The organism is Xanthomonas sacchari (assembly GCF_040529065.1).
In the GTDB taxonomy this organism is placed as follows: Bacteria; Pseudomonadota; Gammaproteobacteria; order Xanthomonadales; family Xanthomonadaceae; genus Xanthomonas_A; species Xanthomonas_A sacchari.
On record NZ_CP132343.1, the window covers coordinates 3,486,295 to 3,502,890 of the forward strand.

The 16,596-nt window shown below is 69.6% G+C and carries 13 protein-coding genes; 3 read left to right on the forward strand and 10 right to left on the reverse strand.

The window, feature by feature from the left end:
- Positions 1–113: 113 nt before the first annotated feature.
- From RAB71_RS14715 to RAB71_RS14735, 5 genes are all read right to left on the reverse strand, one after another.
- On the reverse strand, positions 114–1,178 hold the full coding sequence (locus tag RAB71_RS14715) for a polysaccharide lyase family 1 protein (RefSeq protein WP_010344122.1): 1,065 nt from the start codon (positions 1,176–1,178) through the stop codon (positions 114–116).
- 410 nt (positions 1,179–1,588) lie between these two features.
- The gene (locus tag RAB71_RS14720) at positions 1,589–3,595 is read right to left on the reverse strand and encodes a M1 family metallopeptidase (protein WP_010344123.1); all 2,007 of its coding nucleotides are present in this window, start codon (positions 3,593–3,595) and stop codon (positions 1,589–1,591) included.
- A 194-nt stretch (positions 3,596–3,789) separates the two neighbouring features.
- Positions 3,790–4,737: an aspartate carbamoyltransferase catalytic subunit gene (locus RAB71_RS14725; protein ID WP_010344124.1), complete on the reverse strand. Its 948-nt coding sequence runs from the start codon at positions 4,735–4,737 to the stop codon at positions 3,790–3,792.
- A gap of 19 nt (positions 4,738–4,756) precedes the next feature.
- A complete protein-coding gene (gene ruvX / locus RAB71_RS14730; RefSeq protein ID WP_087943492.1) occupies positions 4,757–5,254 on the reverse strand; it encodes a Holliday junction resolvase RuvX in 498 nt (165 codons plus the stop codon).
- Complete coding sequence (locus RAB71_RS14735) at positions 5,247–5,813, reverse strand: YqgE/AlgH family protein (protein WP_010344126.1); 567 nt, start codon at positions 5,811–5,813, stop codon at positions 5,247–5,249. Before RAB71_RS14735 ends, ruvX begins: the two co-directional genes overlap by 8 nt.
- Positions 5,814–5,918: 105 nt before the next feature.
- Between RAB71_RS14735 and RAB71_RS14740 the strand changes: the two genes are divergently transcribed.
- From RAB71_RS14740 to RAB71_RS14750, 3 genes are all read left to right on the forward strand, one after another.
- Complete coding sequence (locus RAB71_RS14740; protein ID WP_010344127.1) at positions 5,919–7,712, forward strand: DUF4153 domain-containing protein; 1,794 nt, start codon at positions 5,919–5,921, stop codon at positions 7,710–7,712.
- Between the two features lie 14 nt (positions 7,713–7,726).
- Positions 7,727–8,266, forward strand: coding sequence for a DNA-3-methyladenine glycosylase I (locus tag RAB71_RS14745; protein WP_010344128.1), 540 nt, complete (start codon positions 7,727–7,729; stop codon positions 8,264–8,266).
- Positions 8,267–8,351: 85 nt separating this feature from the next.
- On the forward strand, positions 8,352–9,272 hold the full coding sequence (locus RAB71_RS14750) for a DUF72 domain-containing protein (RefSeq protein ID WP_010344129.1): 921 nt from the start codon (positions 8,352–8,354) through the stop codon (positions 9,270–9,272).
- A gap of 253 nt (positions 9,273–9,525) precedes the next feature.
- Here RAB71_RS14750 and RAB71_RS14755 read toward each other — a convergent pair whose 3' ends face one another.
- The 5 genes from RAB71_RS14755 to RAB71_RS14775 form a co-directional block, all read right to left on the reverse strand.
- Positions 9,526–10,662, reverse strand: a complete 1,137-nt coding sequence (locus RAB71_RS14755; RefSeq protein ID WP_138985778.1) for an FAD-dependent oxidoreductase — start codon at positions 10,660–10,662, stop codon at positions 9,526–9,528.
- The gene (locus RAB71_RS14760) at positions 10,646–12,766 is read right to left on the reverse strand and encodes a LodA/GoxA family CTQ-dependent oxidase (RefSeq protein ID WP_010344131.1); all 2,121 of its coding nucleotides are present in this window, start codon (positions 12,764–12,766) and stop codon (positions 10,646–10,648) included. The genes RAB71_RS14755 and RAB71_RS14760 overlap by 17 nt, the downstream gene beginning before the upstream one ends.
- A gap of 37 nt (positions 12,767–12,803) precedes the next feature.
- Complete coding sequence (locus tag RAB71_RS14765; RefSeq protein WP_010344132.1) at positions 12,804–13,976, reverse strand: hypothetical protein; 1,173 nt, start codon at positions 13,974–13,976, stop codon at positions 12,804–12,806.
- Positions 13,977–14,696: 720 nt separating this feature from the next.
- Positions 14,697–15,371, reverse strand: a complete 675-nt coding sequence (locus RAB71_RS14770) for a YitT family protein (protein WP_010344133.1) — start codon at positions 15,369–15,371, stop codon at positions 14,697–14,699.
- A gap of 183 nt (positions 15,372–15,554) precedes the next feature.
- Positions 15,555–16,154 carry an MFS transporter gene (locus RAB71_RS14775; RefSeq protein WP_010344134.1) on the reverse strand — a complete coding sequence of 200 codons (600 nt, stop codon included), beginning with the start codon at positions 16,152–16,154 and terminating at the stop codon, positions 15,555–15,557.
- Between the last annotated feature and the right edge of the window lie 442 nt (positions 16,155–16,596).

A 16,596-nucleotide genomic window follows, 5' to 3' on the forward strand; every position in this document is an offset into this window, starting at 1 on the left:
ATTTGGGGATTTCGGTTAGAAGCATAAGATGCTGCAAACGGCACAAATACGACATCTTCATGACGCGTCCAGCGACGGCCTCCGCTCGCTACGGCAAGCGGAGGCCGTGTGTTTCACTCGGCCAGATTGGTGCCGGCACCGGCGGTGGCGATGACCTTGGCCTTGACCTGCGCGGCGGGAATCGCCGTGTACAGATAGCCCAGCGGCTCCGGGTAGGTCTTGGACGAAATCCAGGTGGTGGCGTTGGCGTAGGGCTTGCTGGTGCTCTCCGGCACGGTCCAGGTGATGCCGCTGCCGACGTAGTTGTTGATCAGGTCCCAGTAGCCGATTTCGCTGCTGTCGCGCGAGGTGACCGGGTTCTTGATGTTCTCGAAGTAGTTGGCCTCGATCAGCGCCACGCCGCCCATGCGCACGTTGATGCCGGAGGTGAAGACGTTGTTGAAGTAGTTGTTGTAGATGTGGCTCAAGCCGCGCCGCTGCAGCGGCAGGCGCGATTCCACGTTCTCGAAGCGGTTGTGGTGATAGGTGGTGCGCGCGGCGGCGTTCTGGGTGTCGCTGTCGCTGTAGCCGTTGAGCGCGACCTTCTGGTAATCGTGGATGTAGTTGTAGGACACGGTGACGTGGTTGACGCCCTTCTTCATGTCGATGCCGCCGTCGAAGGAGGCGTCGCCGGCGCCTGCGCACTTGGTCAGCGAGGCGAAGATGGTGTTGTGGTCCACCCAGATGTTGGACGGCTGGCCGCTGGAATTGCCTTCCAGCGCGATCGAATCGGCATCCTCGCCGCCGGGCAGCAGGCCGATGGTCATGTTGCGGATGATGACGTTGTGCGCGTTGCCGACCACGCGCACGCCGAAGTTCGCCGACGAGCCATTCGCGCCCTTGATGGTGATGTCGCGCTTGTTCTTGATCTGCACGGTCTTGGCCGGCAGCTTCCATTGCGTGCACACGTCGGTGATGCTGGCGAAGTTGAAGCTGCCGGTGTAGTTGAGCACCAGGCCGCCGGAGCCGGCGTAGTTGTCGATCGCCGCCTGCATCGCTTCCATCGTGGCGACGTTGACCGGGATGGCACTGCCGCCGCCGGTGGTGTTGGCCCCATAACCGACCGGGCCGGCGAAGGCCGGAGCGGCGCACAAGGCCAGAGCGAGCGCCAATGCGCCCTTGCGGAACTGCTGCTGCATGATCTCTCTCCCATCTGTCGCAATGAGTGCAGGCCGCATGGCAGTGCGCGCATGCGCCGGCACGGGGGCGTGGGGGCCGGCGCATTCTTGGAATGCGCGCGGCGGCCCACGCAATCGCCGCGACGCCGAACTGGAATCCCACGCTCCGTTCGCCGCACAGGACAGGACAAGCGGACACGCACGGTCCGCAGGAGACAGACAGCGACAGGCGGAGACAGGCCGTCTGCACGCGCGCCACGGTGGGCGCCGGCCGCCGGCAACGACGGCGAACGCACGCGCATCGCACGCGCCGCCAACACCAACGGCGCGGCGAACAGGGACAGGCGCGCGCCGATGGCGGGCGGCCGCGAATGTTGCGGCCGCAGCACGTTTGCGCGGGCGCGGCGGTACTGCGGACCGCCGCGCGCGGCTCAGCTCACCGTATCGAGGCGGTTGTCGCTGCGGTCGGCGTCGGGCAGCACGTGGTCCGGATCCAGGGTCACGTGCAGCACCTTCTGCGTGCTCGGCACGCGGATCTGCGGCTGGGTCTGCTGCATCCAGGTCTCCACCGGCACGCGCTGGTCCAGGTGGCTGCCGTCGGCGAAGTCGATGCGCAGGGTCGCCGGCATCACCAGCTTCTGGCGGCTGCGCAGGGTCACCAGCAGGCCCTTGGCCGGGTCGTGGTCGACGTAGGCGGCCGCGCGCACGCCCATGTCCAGCTGCCAGTTGTTGAAATACCAGCCGCGCCACCACCAGCTCAGGTCCTCGCCCGATTCGCTCTCCATCAGCCGGAAGAAGTCCGACGGCGTCGGGTGCTTGTAGGCCCAGGTGGCGATGTACTTGCGGAACGCCGGATCGAAGCGCGCCGGCCCGAGGATCTGTTCGCGCAGCAGCACCAGGCCCAGCGCGCCCTTGAAGTAGGTCAGCGGATGCCGGTAGGTCTCGCTGGTGGCGTCGGCGCGATCGAGCAGGGTCGGCGCTTTCGCGTCGGCCAGCAGCGGCAGGATCTCGTCCACCGGGTTGCCGCCGCCGGGCGCGTACTCGCCGTCGCGCTTGGGCGCGAATTCGCCGTGATTGATCGCGTCGGAGGCGTAGACGTCGATGAAGGTGTTGAAGCCCTCGTCCATGAACGCATGCCGGCGCTCGTTGGAGCCGACGATCATCGGGAACCAGCCGTGGCCCAGTTCGTGCGCGGTGATCCAGAACAGTTGCTTGCCGCCGTCCTCCATGTCGTCGAAGACGATGCCCGGGTACTCCATGCCGGCGCCGTGGCCGCCCAGGTTCACCGCCGCCGGCCACGGGTACGGATACCACTGCGAGAAGTGCTCGATCGAGGCCTTCACGAACTCGGTGGAGCGGCCCCACTTGGCGCTGCCGACCGCGCTGCGCGGATACACCGACATCGCCAGCGCATGCTTGCCTTCGGGCAGGTTGATCCGCGCCGCATCCCAGACGAAGGCCGGCGAGGCGGCGAAGGCGACGTCGCGGGTGTGGTCCATGTGGAAGCGCCAGGTCTGGGTGCCGCTGGCGCTGGGCCGGCTGGCCGGCGTACCCACCTCATCGGCGCCGCGGATGGTCACGGTGCTGTCGCTGGCGGCCGCCTGCGCCAGGCGCTGGCGCTGGGTGGCGGTGAGCACCTGCGCCGGATTCGCCAGTTCGCCGGACCCGGCGACCAGGTAGTCCCACGGCACCGTCACCGCGTAGTCGAAATCGCCGTACTCCAGGTAGAACTCCGCGCCCAGATAGGGCTGCGTGTCCCAGCCGCGCAGGTCGTCGTACACCGCCATGCGCGGATACCACTGCGCGATCTCGTAGATGTCGCCATCGGCGGTGGGCGTGACCGCGGTCCGGCCGCCCCAGGTACCGGGCACGGTGTAGGCGTAGTCGATGTGCAGCTTCAGCGCCTTGCCGCTGGCCAGCGGCTGCGGCAGGTCCACGCGCATGCGCGTGTCGTCGATCAGGAAGGTGGCCGGCACGCGCTTGCCGCCCTGCTCCAGTTCGACCTTGGCGATGCGGTAGCCGTCGGTCGTTGGCGGTGCAGGCCGGTCGGCACGCGCGGCGCGCAGGGTGCGAGCGCGCGCGTCGGCGCGGTACAGGTTCTGGTCCAGCTGCAGCCACAGCACGTCCAGCGTGTCCGGGCTGCGGTTGCTGTAGGTGATGGTCTCCTGGCCGCGCAGCGTGTGCGTGGCCGGTTCCAGGGTGGCGTGCAGGTCGTAGTCGGCGCGGTTCTGCCAGTACTGCGGGCCGGGCACGCCGCCGCCGCTGCGGTAGGCGTTGGCCGGCTGCGGCAACTGCAGCGGTGCGAACAGCGCCTGCGGATCGTAGGTGCCGGCACTGTCCGCGGCAGCCGTAGCAGCAGTGGCGGCGTCGGCCTGGGCGGCGACGACAAGGGAAACACAGGCCGCGGCGAACGCAGCACGGCGCAGGACAAGGATCATGGTGGCGTCCGTGGGGAGGATCGCTACCGATGGTAGGCCGAATCGGGATGGCGCGGATGTGCCGATCGCCATCTTCGGCAGCGGATACCTGGCGGGACGGGGTAGGAGCGGCTTCAGCCGCGATGGGCATTCCCGGTAAAGCCCGTCGCGGCTGAAGCCGCTCCTACGACGGCAGGGAGACGCGCGCGCCGGGCTCAGCCCAGCAGCGTCTCCAGCACCGCCATGCGCACCGCCACGCCGTTGGCGACCTGGCGCAGGATGCACGACTGCGCGCCGTCGGCGACTTCGTCGGTGATCTCCACGCCACGGTTGATCGGGCCCGGATGCAGCACCACCGCGTCCTTCGACGCACGGCGCAGCCGCTCGGCGGTGAGGCCGTACTGGCCGTGGTAGTCCTCCAGCGAGGACACCAGGCCTTCCTCCATGCGCTCGCGCTGCAGGCGCAGCATCATCACCGCGTCCACGCCGTCGAGCATGGCGTCGAAGTCCTCGCCGACCACGCAGCCGTCCAGGGTGCCGTCGTCGGGCAGCAGCGCACGCGGGCCGCAGACGCGCACTTCGCCGGCACCGAGGGTACGCAGCGCGTGCAGGTCCGAACGCGCCACCCGCGAGTGCTTGACGTCGCCGACGATAACCAGCTTGAGCTTGGAGAAATCGCCGCCCTTGGCGTGGCGCAGGGTCAGCATGTCGAGCAGACCCTGGGTGGGATGTGCGCTGCGGCCGTCGCCGGCGTTGATCAGCGCGGTGCCCTCGCCCGCCGCCTCGGCCAGGCGCTCCACCGCGCCGTCCTCGGGGTGACGCACGACGAAGCCGCGCACGCCCATCGCTTCCAGGTTCTTCAGCGTGTCGCGCGCGGTCTCGCCCTTGCGCGTGGACGAGGTGGAAGCGTCGAAGTTCAGCACGTCGGCGCCGAGCCGCTGCGCGGCCAAGTGGAACGAGCTGCGGGTGCGCGTGGACGGCTCGAAGAACAGCGTGCACACCGCGGTGCCGGCCAGCACGTTGCGCTTGCCGACCCGGCCCACCGCCGCGTCGCGGATCTGCCCGGCGCGGTCCAGCAGTTGCAGCAGGGTCGCCCGCGGCAGCCCTTCCAGGGTCAGCAGGTGGCGCAGGCGCCCGTTCGAATCGAGTTGCGGATCAGTCATGGCGGGTCCGGGCTATGGATCAGGAAAGGGGAATGGCGTCGTCGGGCGCGGCCAGCCAGCGCTCCACGATCACCGCGGCGGCCACCGCGTCCAGCGCGGCGGCGTCGCGGCGGCGCTTGCGGCCGGCGGCGCGGTCCACCGCGAAGCGTTGCGCGGCCTCGACCGAACTGGAGCGTTCGTCGACCAGCACCACCGGCAGGCGGTAGCGCGTGCCGAGCTCGCGGGCGAAGGCGTGCGCACGCTTGCGGTTGGGCTGGTCGGCGCCGTCGAGGGTGAGCGGGTCGCCGACCACCAGGCCGTGCGGCCGCCATTCGGCGTGCAGGCGGTCCAGTGCCGGCCAGTCCGGCCCCTGCGCGTGCACGTCGATCACCGCCAGCGCGCGCGCGCCGGTGCCGAACGGGCTGCCGACCGCCACGCCGATGCGGCGGTGGCCGACGTCGAAACCGAGCACTGTGCCGTCGCGGCGGATCGTCGCGGGCGCCGGCGCACCAGGCTCAGGCAGGCCGGACTCAGGCATGCCCGCTGTAGTCGGTGAGGCGGAACAGGTCCACGCCGATGCGCCCGGCCGCGGTCTGCCAGCGCCGCTCCAGCGGCAGCTCGAACAGCAGTTCGGCATCGGCCGGTGCGGTCAGCCAGCTGTTCTCGCCCAGTTCGTACTCCAGTTGGCCGGCGCCCCAGCCGGCGCAGCCCAGCGCGACCACCGCGTTGCGCGGGCCCTCGCCGCGCGCCATCGCCTCGAGCACGTCGCGCGAGGTGGTCAGGTACAGGCCGTCGGCGAACGCCAGGCTGGAATCCCAGCCGTGCGCGCCGTCGTGGATGACGAAGCCGCGCTCCGGATGCACCGGGCCGCCGCTGAGCACCACCTGCTCACGCAGCGTGGCGTCGATGGTCTCGATGCCCATCTGCTCCAGCACTTCGCCCAGTGTGTATTCGGAGGCGCGGTTGACCACCACGCCCATCGCGCCGTTTTCGTCGTGCTGACAGATCAGCGCCACGCTGCGGGCGAAGTTGGGATCGGACAGCGCCGGCAGCGCGATCAGCAGTTGGTTGGCCAGAGGCGTGGGCAAAGCGGACATGGCCCCATTCTATCGTCCCTCCCGCGTGCGCGCTGCCCGGGCGACGGCGGGCTGCCATAATCCGCCCGACCGCGGCCGCGACCGGTCGCTCAGGAGCTCGCACGCATGGACACGCCCCCCGACCTGCCACGCCAGACCCGCGCCTTCATCGTGCTGGTGGCCCTGCTGCAGGGCGCGCTGCTGTACCTGGCGCAGCGCGGCGCCGAGAGCGGCCTGTGGCCGTTCGGCTCGCTGGGCGGACAGGTGTGCTGGTACACCCTGGTGCTGACCGTGCCGACCATGACCCTGCTGTCGGTGCGGCACCTGGGCGCGCTGCGCCTGTGGCAGCACACCATCGCAGTGGCGGTGCTGGTGGCGGCCCTGTCCGCCTGGGCGGTGTGGAACGCCACCGGCGCGCCCGGCCTGCGCGCCAGCGAGGTGCTGGGCCCGTTCGGCGCGACCCTGGCGCTGGCGATGTTCGTGCTGCTGCCGTGGCTGCAGTGCCGGCTGCAGCACGGGCGCTGGCAGGCGCCGTACCGCGACCTGTTCGAGCACGCCTGGCAGAACGCGCTGACCCTGGCGCTGGCGCTGCTGTTCTTGGGGATCTGCTGGCTGGTGCTGTGGCTGTGGGGCGCGCTGTTCACGCTGGTCAAGCTGACCCTGTTCCGCGACCTGTTTCGGCAGACCGCCTTCGTCTATCTGGCCACCGGCACCATGTTCGGCCTGGGCATCCTGATCGGCCGCACCCAGCAGCGCGCGGTGCAGGTGATGCGGCAGATCCTGTTCGCGATCTGCACCGGGCTGCTGCCGCTGCTGGCATTCGTGGCGGTGCTGTTCGCGCTGAGCCTGCCGTTCACCGGCCTGCAGCCGCTGTGGGAAACCCGTGCGGCAGCCAGCATCCTGGCCGCCGTAGTGGTCACGCTGGTGGTGTTCGTCAATGCGGTGTACCAGGACGGCACCGCCGACGCGCCCTACCCGGCCTGGCTGCAACGGGTGATCGACGCCGGGCTGTTGAGCCTGCCGCTGTACGCGGGGCTCGCGCTGTACGCGCTGTGGCTGCGCATCGCGCAGTACGGCTGGAGTATCGAGCGCTTTGCCGGCGTGCTGGTCGCGGTGGTCGCCTGCGGCTACGCATGCGGTTATGCCTGGGCGGTGCTGCGCCCGGGCGCACGCTGGCTGCAGCCGCTGGCGCCGGTGAACCGGGTGTTGTCGTGGGTGGTGATCGGCCTGGCGCTGGCGACCAGTTCGCCGCTGCTGGACCCCTACCGCCTGGTCGTCGGCGACCAACTGCAGCGCCTGGCCGATGGCCGCACCAGCGCCGCGCAACTGGACCTGGCCTACCTGCGCTTCGACAGCGGCCGCCGTGGCTACCGCGCGGTGCAGGCGCTGCGCGAGGTGCCCGCGTTTGCCGACGATCCGGTGCAGCGCGAGCGCCTGCAGCGGATGCTGCAGCGCCAGAAGCGCTGGGGCGACGAGGACGACGAAACGCCGCGCAGCGACGATCCGCTGCAGGTGCGCCAGCGCATCGTGCTGGCCGCCGGCAGCGCGGATCCCGACGCCGCATGGTGGCAGGCGCTGCTGGCCGGGCGCATCGAGGACGCCAACTGTCGGCGCGCGTACGCGCACTGCGTGGCGCTACGCCGCGACCTGGACGGCGATGGACACGAGGACGTGCTGCTGTGCAATGCCAGCGTCGGCTATGGCGTCGAATGCCGCATCCACACCGACCCGGGCAGCGGCTGGCGCGACGTGGCGCGGACCCATTTCTTCCCGCGTCATGGCGACAACGCCGAGGCGCTGTACCAGGCGCTGCGCGACGGCAAGCTGCAGGTGCTGCCGCGGCGCTGGCCCGACCTGCAACTTCCCGGCACCCAGCGGACCGAGCTGTACCCCGCCGACCCCAACGACCAGACCGACTGACGGACACCCGCCGCATGAGCAGCTATTGCGATATCGCCCCTGGCCATCCGGTGCATGGCCACTACCACGACCACGAGTATGGCGTGCCGCAACGCACCGAAGCCGACCTGTTCGAGCGGCTGGTGCTGGAGATCAACCAGGCCGGGCTGAGCTGGGAGCTGATGCTGAAGAAGCGCGCGGGTTTCCGCGCCGCCTACGCCGGCTTCGACGTGGACACGGTGGCGGCCTTCGGCGAGGCCGACGTGCTGCGCCTGCTCGGCGATGCCGGCATCATCCGCAACCGGCTCAAGGTGCAGGCGGCGATCCACAACGCGCAGGTGATCCAGGGGCTGCGGGCCAGCCACGGCAGCTTCGCCGCGTGGCTGGACGCTCAGCATCCGCGCAGCAAGGCGGAGTGGATCAAGCTGTTCAAGCGCACCTTCCGCTTCACCGGCGGCGAGATCACCGGCGAGTTCCTGATGAGCCTGGGCTACCTGCCCGGCGCGCACCGCGAAGACTGTCCGGCGTTCGCGCGCATCGCGCAGTTGGATCCGCCGTGGATGCGCGCCGGCTGAGGCCGACGGCACGCGAGAGTCGGCACGACGCCGCCTTGGCGCGGCCTGCACGAGAACTGCACGACAGCGACGGCATGGTCGGCGCATGGCTTTGCGCATCGGCATTTCCGGCTGGCGCTACCCGCGCTGGCGCGGCGTCTTCTACCCGTCCGAGCTGACCCAGCGGCGGGAGCTGGAATATGCCGCGCGATGCTTCCGCTCGGTGGAACTCAACGGCTCGTTCTATTCGCTGCAGACCCCGAAGAGCTACACCGCCTGGCATGACGCCACGCCACGCGGCTTCGTGTTCGCGGTCAAGGGGCCGCGCTTCGTCACCCACCTGAAGCGGCTGCGCGACTGCGAGCAGCCGCTGGCCAATTTCTTCGCCTCCGGCCTGCTCGCATTGGGCCCGAAGCTGGGTCCGCTGCTGTGGCAACTGCCGCCGTCGCTGGCCTTCGATCACGACCTGCTGGATGCCTTCCTGACGCTGCTGCCGCGCACCAGCGAGGCCGCCCTGGCGCTGGCGCGCAAGCGCGACACTGCGCGCATGCGCGAACGCAGCGTGCTGCGGATCGACCGCAACCGGCGCCTGCGCCATGCGCTGGAAGTGCGCCACCCCAGCTTCGCCACGCCGGAGGCGGTGGCCTTGCTTCGGAAACATCGGGTGGCGCTGGTGCAGGCCGACACCGCCGGCAAGTGGCCGTATCTGGAAGACGTGACCGCCGATTTCCTGTACCTGCGCCTGCACGGCGATGCGCAACTCTATGCCAGCGGCTACGACGACAAGGCGCTCGACGCCTGGGCCAGGCGCATCGACGCCTGGCACCGCGGCGGCGAGCCGGCCGACGCACAGCGAGTCGGTCCTCGCGCCCCGACGCGGGTGCGCCGCGACGTGTACTGCTATTTCGACAACGACATGAAGGTACACGCGCCGTTCGACGCGCGGCGCCTGGCGCAACGGCTGGGCGTGCCGACGCCGTGCCCGGCGCGCGGCGACAGCGACAGCGACAGCGACAGCGAGGATTGAGCGGCCCGCTGTGTCGGAACTGCACGTCACGCCAGGGCGCTGTCCGACCGCTATCGCGTAGGAGCGGCTTCAGCCGCGACGCGGTGTTACCGGCCGTGCCCGTCGCGGCTGAAGCCGCTCCTGCGCACTGCCTTTCGTCGTGATGAAAGAATCGCGGACGTCACGCCTGCACGTGCCTGCCTCTTCCATCGTGTTCAAAGACGCGCTGCCGACGCACTGGGCGGGCCAGGCGCCGTGCTCCAGTGCCGCCGCATCAGCCCGCCAGCCGCGCCTGCCAGAACGGCGCCTGCGCCCAGCGCCGCTCGCGCGCGTACAAGGCCCCGCGTTCGCGCAGGTAGGCGCGGAAGCGCGCGAACACGCCGTCCTGGTACGCCGCCAGCGGTGCCGGGCCAGCGCCTTGCAGATGCGCCGCCAGCGCATGCGCGGCCGCCTCGCCGTCCTGCAAGGCCTTGACGATGCCGTGGGCGGTCAGCGGATCGTAGGCGCTGGCCGCGTCGCCCACCGCCAGCCAGTCGGCGCCCACCACGCGACTGAGAATCGCCGACGGCCCCAGCGCCGCGATCAGGCCATCAGCCTCGGGCGCGCGCGCCGCGCCCTGCGCCAACCACTGCGCGACATGCCGGGTCTGCTGCGCCGCCGCCAGCCACACGTCGCGGTCCAGGAAGTGCCGTTGCCGGCGCGGCTCCAGCGCCAGGGCCAGCATCAGCCGCTGGTCCGGCAACTTCGCCGCATACCACCAGCCGTCGGCGCAGGCCTCCAGCAAGGCCTGCGACGGAATCGCCTCGGCCTGCTCCAGCGCGAACACGCCGGCGACGAAGGCCAGGCAGTCCACCTCGTTGCGGGCAACGCCCAGCCGCCGCACGGCTGCGGCGGCGATACCGCTGGCATCCACCAGGAACCCGGCGCGCAGTCGGCGCACGTCGCCCTGCTCGCCTTGCAGCTCCAGCACGTGATCGCCATCGGCGGCGCGGCCGACCGCGCCCAGGCGCAGGCCGCGCAACAGCCTGCCGCCCTGCGCTGGCACCGCCGCGGCCAGCATCGCGTCGAAGGCGGCGCGGTCCACGTGCCAGCCCTTGCCCTGGCCGGCGACGATGAAATCGTTGTAGCCCAACTCCGGCCGGCCCCAACTGGCGCAACTGCCGGCCGAGGCCAGCGGCCGCTGCGCCAGGAACGCCTCCCACACGCCCAGCCGCTGCAGCGCCGCGCTGGCGGTCGGCGCCAGCGCCTCGCCCAGCCGCCAGCCCGCCGCGCGACCCATGTCCACCACGACCACGTCCTCGACCCCGCGCGCGGCCAGCGCCAGCGCGGTGGCGCAGCCGGCGGCGCCGCCGCCGACGATCACCACGGCGTGGCGAGCGTCGCCGGCAACCGCGTCACCCGGACGAAGCAAGCCCTTCGGCCTCGGTACTGGGGCACTTCGGCTTCGCCGCGGACGTGAAGGCGGGTACGTCCGCCATCGGCCAGGGCGCCACGAATTCCTTGCCCGGGTCGAACCCGCTCGCCACTTCCAGGAACATATCCGGCGGATAGTCGGGCATGCCGTTCGGTGCGGCGATCTGGTTGCCGCTGATCAGGAAGCCGACCTTGGCCCAGTTGGCGACGAAATCCTCGTAGCACTGGAAGCGCCCGGCCTGCGCCGGATAGTCGCTGTCGGTGCCGGCGCCGCGCACCGAGTAGACCTGTGACCCCAGGTACCAGGTGTCGTCGTCCGGATCGACCTGGCACAGCGCCGCCGGGTACACGGCGAATGGCCGCTCCGCCGGCCACGACCAGAACAGGGTATTGTTCGGATTGACCGTCTGCTGCCCGGGATTGGGATCGGGCAGATGGGTGGCGCAGGAGTTGTAGTCGGTATGCCAGGGCACCGACATGAATTTGGACAGATCGCCCGGCTCCACCGGATGCGTTTGCAGCGGCACATAGCCGAAGCTCAGGAACGCGCTGTCCTTGCTCGCCTTGCCGTAGTCCAGCGGCGCCTGGTTGATGCGGAACGGACCACAGTCCTTGGCCTGCCAGTCCTGCACGTAGAGGTTGACGTCGCGGATCGGGAACGACACCTCGATGCCGGGGCTGTAGCGGCCGCCCAGGCAGTTCTGCAGCGTGGCGCGATCCAGCGCTTCGCCCGGCCCCAGCGTCGGCGCGCCCACCTGCACGTAGTTGTTGCCGTGCCACTGGCTCAGCAGGAAGTACTGGGTGGAACTGACGCTGAGGAAACTCTTCTGCGCATCGCCCAGCGACAGCGGCATCATCGGCGAGCCGGTCTCGGTGTCCGCAGCGGAAGCCGGATCGCGGATCAGCGTCTTCAGGTTGGGAATCTTGGCGCCCGGATCGTCGGTGGGCTGGATCTGCCCGATCGTGTCGTGGCCCTTGATCGCCCCCGACGGCAGATTGGTGTTCCACCGCTGCAGCATCGCCGCGTGGAAGATCGGCTGGATGTCGTCGCTGAAGGACGGCTTATAGGTCGGCAGGAACCCGCCGTTGGCGTACAGCGACGGCACCAGGCCCAGTGTACGTACCCACACGTCGTAGACGTCGTCCCAGGTGGACACCACGTTGCGGGTCTGCGGCGCATAGCCCGGATCGCCGGTGACATACCACGCGCCCTGCACGCTGGCGGTGCTGCCGTCGGTGAAGAGCAACACGGCATTGACCGGGCCATCGGCGGCATCGTCGTACCACAGGCCGTTCTCGGTCGGGTCGCCCAACTCCGGATACTTGCCGTCGGCCCCGATCACCGCCGAGGTCCGGGCGAAGCCGCCGGCCACGATCAGCGCGCCGTTGGCCTCCACGCGCATGTCGCCCAACGAATCGAGCTTGCCGAGCGGTTCGTGCAGCGTATGGAACATCGAGGGGAAGCTGACCGGATAGGCCGGCTGCTGCTGGATCGTGCCGCCGGCATCGGCGTAGCTGGCGGTGGTGGTCATGTCGAAGGCGACCACGCTGCTGCCCGCGGCGGCGGCGCTGAGTGCGCGCGGGCCAGCATCGATCACCAACTGCCGCAACCGCGTCGGATCGTTGGGATCGGCCGGATTGGCCGCATCGGGATAGTTCGGGTTGCGCAGTTCCAGCAAGCCGGGCTCCTCGTAGGCACCGATGCCGCGGAACTGGCCGCCCTGGCTCACCGTCGAATAGTTGTTGAGCTTCTTGTTGGCCAGGTGCACGGTCCAGACGATGTCCTTGACCGTCTTGCCGTCGATCGTGCTGCCCACGTCCACGCGCACGCCGCCGCCGTTGGGATAGGTGCCGGAACTGCCGCTGGGGTAGGCGTAGATGTGGAAGCGCGCGGCCTGGCGCTTGACGTTGCCGTCGGCGTCGCGGAATTGCGCGGCGGTGATCGGCGTGGATTCGGTCTCCGGCTGCACCGGCAGTCCGCCGAACCGGCCGTCGGCATCGCGGGTACCGGCCGCGGTGACCGGCGCGAGATAGAACTCCTGGCTGTCGCCGACGCGGCCGATGCCGATCGCCGGATGCACGCGAAACACGTTGCTGGTCATGGTGACTTGCTCCTGATCCGGGTGAGAGGGACGCGCCTCAGCGCGGCGTGGCCGGCCGCGCCGCCGGCGGTGCCTTCTGCGGCAACTGCGCCTGGAAGTAGTCGTTGATCACCACGTGGCTGATGTTGACGTTCAGCCCCGGCAACGACTGCGCGCGCGGATCGGGCGAGATCACCTGGGTGGTGTTGTGGCAGGCGAAGCAGTTGTTCTGCGTACTCTGCACCTGGGTGAAGGTCTCGATGGTGGAGTTGGACAGCTTGATCGAGCCGGTGAGCAGCGGCGGCGCACCTGCGGGTGTCGGCGTGGGAATGCATTCCAGGGCCGAACCCGGTTGGAACGTGCAGTTGGGCGCCAAGGCATCCTCGGCGACGAACCAGATCGCGCCGACCTCGAAGTAGTTCTTCCACACGTCGTTCAACTGGCCCTGCACCGACGCGTTGATCGACTGGATGTTGGCGATGTTGCAGTCCTGACCGCTCGGGCACGGCTTCTGCCCGCCAAACGGCACCATGCGGCACACCTGCGTGACCGGGCTCAGGGTCTGCGTCTGCGCGTTCAAGGTCAGCGCACCGGCACCGGCCGCGTTGACGTTGCATTGCTTCATCGGCGTGCCTGCCTGGTAGAACGTCCAGTCCTTTGCGGAAACGACGTCGTTGGGCAGCATTTCCTCCGCCGGCTTCGGCAGGTCCGGCGCGTTGTCCTGGTGCTCGAACGTGGCCCAGATCATCTCCGGATGGCCGTTGACCGTACCGCCGATGTGGAAGCCGACCAGCGCCACGGTCTGGGTCTCGGTATCGCTGGTGGCGACGATCTTGCCCTTGCGCATGCCCAGCTTGGCGATCGTGGCCTGTCGGGTATAGAACGTGGACACGTCCTCGCCCGGCTGCACCACCTTCCATGCCGCCTTCAGGGTCATGCTGCCGACCGGGAAGGGCGTCTTCGGATCGAAGGCACGCAACGCCTTGGGATCCTGCAGGTGATTGCTGGCCATGAACTGGCCGAACACGTCGTTGGAATGGATCGAGTAATAGACCGCGCGCCCATGCCGGTCCACCAGCACGCCATCCGGGCCTGCCTGATCGATCAGCTCCACCGTGCGCGCCTGCTGCGAGCGACCGATCAGCGGATCGAGCACGCCGTTGGCGACGCCGCCGATGCCGTCGCTGGGCATGGTCAGGAAACGCGGCTGCCCGCCCACGTCCTGGGTCAACCACAGGAAAGCGTTCCACGACCACTGATGGAAGGCGCAGTTGCTGCTGGACTGGAAGCCCGCCGAATCCGGTGCCGGCGTCTGCGCATGTGGAAACCATGATGGCGCTGGCGCCGCCGGTGGCGCGCACGCCGCTGCGCTCGGCGCCGGCCCTGGCGCGGGCCCCGGCGTGGGCGTACCGACACCGCTGCCGGGCTTCGGCCCGGACCCCGGATTCACGGCAGAACATGCCGCGACCACCACACAGACCAATGCCGCGAATCCCATCGCACGTTTCATCGCACTGTCCTCGTTCCGTGGAAAAGCTGTAGGCGCCGGCATCCGCCGCAGTGCACCGGACAGGCGGCACCGCGCCGCCGCGCAGGCGCGGCGTCGAACATCGTGGTCATGTCGTGCAGGTGGATCGCGCTCCCCGCGATCGCATGCGCCGTCTGTGCGCACTCACCCTTTCTTCGACATCAGCATGCGCTGCGTCACACTTGGACAGCAAGACAATTCCGTAGACACCGCGGAGATTCCGTAGACAGTTGCCGTGCTGCGCGGCGACTGTCGCGCGCAGCAAGGCGCGACGGTGCGTCGTTGGCCTGCAGCCAGTGCATGCAGGTCATGCGTAACCAGATGCGGTGCGTGCAGATCGCGAGACGTTCGCGCCTCCGTGAGGAACACCTGCGTGCGGCGATGCGCACGTCGCCGATCGCGCGACGGCGACCGGCCGTGGACTCACACGCCCATGTAGCGCCCGGCGCGATGGTTGAACATCAGCACCAGGCTCAGCACCACCGCGCCGATCGCCGAGTACAGCACCTGTTGCGGCGCCAGCAGCCAGAACGCCACCGCCATCAGCGCCGCGTCGAAGCTCATCTGCACCTTGCCCGCGCTCCAGCCGCGGCTGCGCTGCAGGTAGACCGCAAGGATGCCGACGCCGCCCAGGCTGGCGCGGTGGCGGATGAAGAACAGGATGCCGAGCCCGACCAGCGCGCCGCCGACCAGCGCCGAGAACAGCGGCGTCATCCTCGCCCACTGCGCCCAGCGCGGCAGCAGATCGGTCAGCAGGCCGCAGGCGGCGACCGCGACGAAGGTCTTGAGGGTGAATTCCCAGCCCATGCGCCGCACCGCCAGCCAATAGAACGGCAGGTTGACCAGCACGAACATCAGGCCGAAGTTCCAGCCCAGCGCGTAGTGCAGCAGGAAGGCCACGCCGGCCATGCCGCCGATCATCAGGCCGCCATGGGCGAACACCGCCAGCCCCAGCGAGGCCACCAGGGTCGCCAGCACCATCCCCTGCACGTCCTCAGCCACGCTGTGGCGCAGCGCGCGCGCATCCTGCACGGTGCCGGCCGAATCCGGCGGCGGCGTCAGCGGTCCAGCGGTGACGACGGTGCCGTCGTCGGGCAATGGGTCCAAGTCCAAGTCCGGACGCAGATCGGAATCGGGAAGGCTCACGGGAGGGGCACAGCGTGGGGGGCGGTATTAGACACCAGCCAGGCAGTGGTTGCACATGAAACTTTGATGGCGACCTGCACGACTGCAGAGGAATGGACGAACGCGCAGCCAGCCCTCGCCGGGCCCACTGCCGTCCTAGCGAGCCGGCAAGTCGACCTCGATGTGATGCGGCGACCCCACGATCGCCATCACCATTCCCACCACCACCAGCAGCGCCACCGGCCCGGCGATGGCCAGCCACGTCCACGTCCAGGCAGTGAAGCGTTCGGCGGCGCTGCGCGGCAGGCCGCGCGCCTGCTTGAACCGCGCCAGGCGCTGGTTGACCAGCAGGAGCGGCGTCCACGTCAGCAGCGTCAACAGCGACAGCGCCGACGGCCACGCGCCCAGCAGGCTCAGGCAGACATAGGCCAACGCTGGCCCGAGCCAGCCGACCAGCACGCCGCGCTGCGCGCCGATGGTGCGTTCAAGCCCGCGAAAGCAGGCGAACACCCAGATCAACGAGAACACCGAACGCCACACCGGCGAGATGCGCCGGCGCCCGGACAGCAGGCGCAAGGCGCGCCAGTTGCGGTAGAACCAGTACAGCGCATACCAGCCGAAGCTGGTCGCGCACAGCAACGCCAGCTTGGCCGTCGAAGGCGCGAACAGCATGGACAGAGGGTCGGCGGTCGCCGCAGCGCTCTCGGTGTCGGGCAGCGTGGCGACGGGAGCGGCGTAGGGGTTGTCTGTTTGCATGGATGACATTCTGGCTCACCGTACCCTCATCCGCCCCTTCGGGGCACCTTCTCCCGAGGGGAGAAGGAACGGCAAAGCCCCTCTCCCCTCGGGAGAGGGGTTGGGGTGAGGGTACGGCGCGAAGCGTCTCGCAGCGCCAGGACGCACGAGGCTTCGCCCGCACCCTCATCCGCCCCTTCGGGGCACCTTCTCCCGGCGGGAGAAGGAACGGCTAAAGCCCCTCTCCCCTCGGGAGAGGGGTTGGGGTGAGGGTAAGGCGCGAAGCGTCTCGCAGCGCCAGGACGCACGAGGCTCCGCCCGTACCCTCATCGGCCCCTTTGGGGCACCTTCTCCCGAGGGGAGAAGGAACGGCTAAAGCCCCTCTCCCCTCGGGAGAAGGGTTGGGGTGAGGGTACGGCGCGAAGCGTCCCGCCGAACCAAGACCACGAGGCTCCGCCCCACC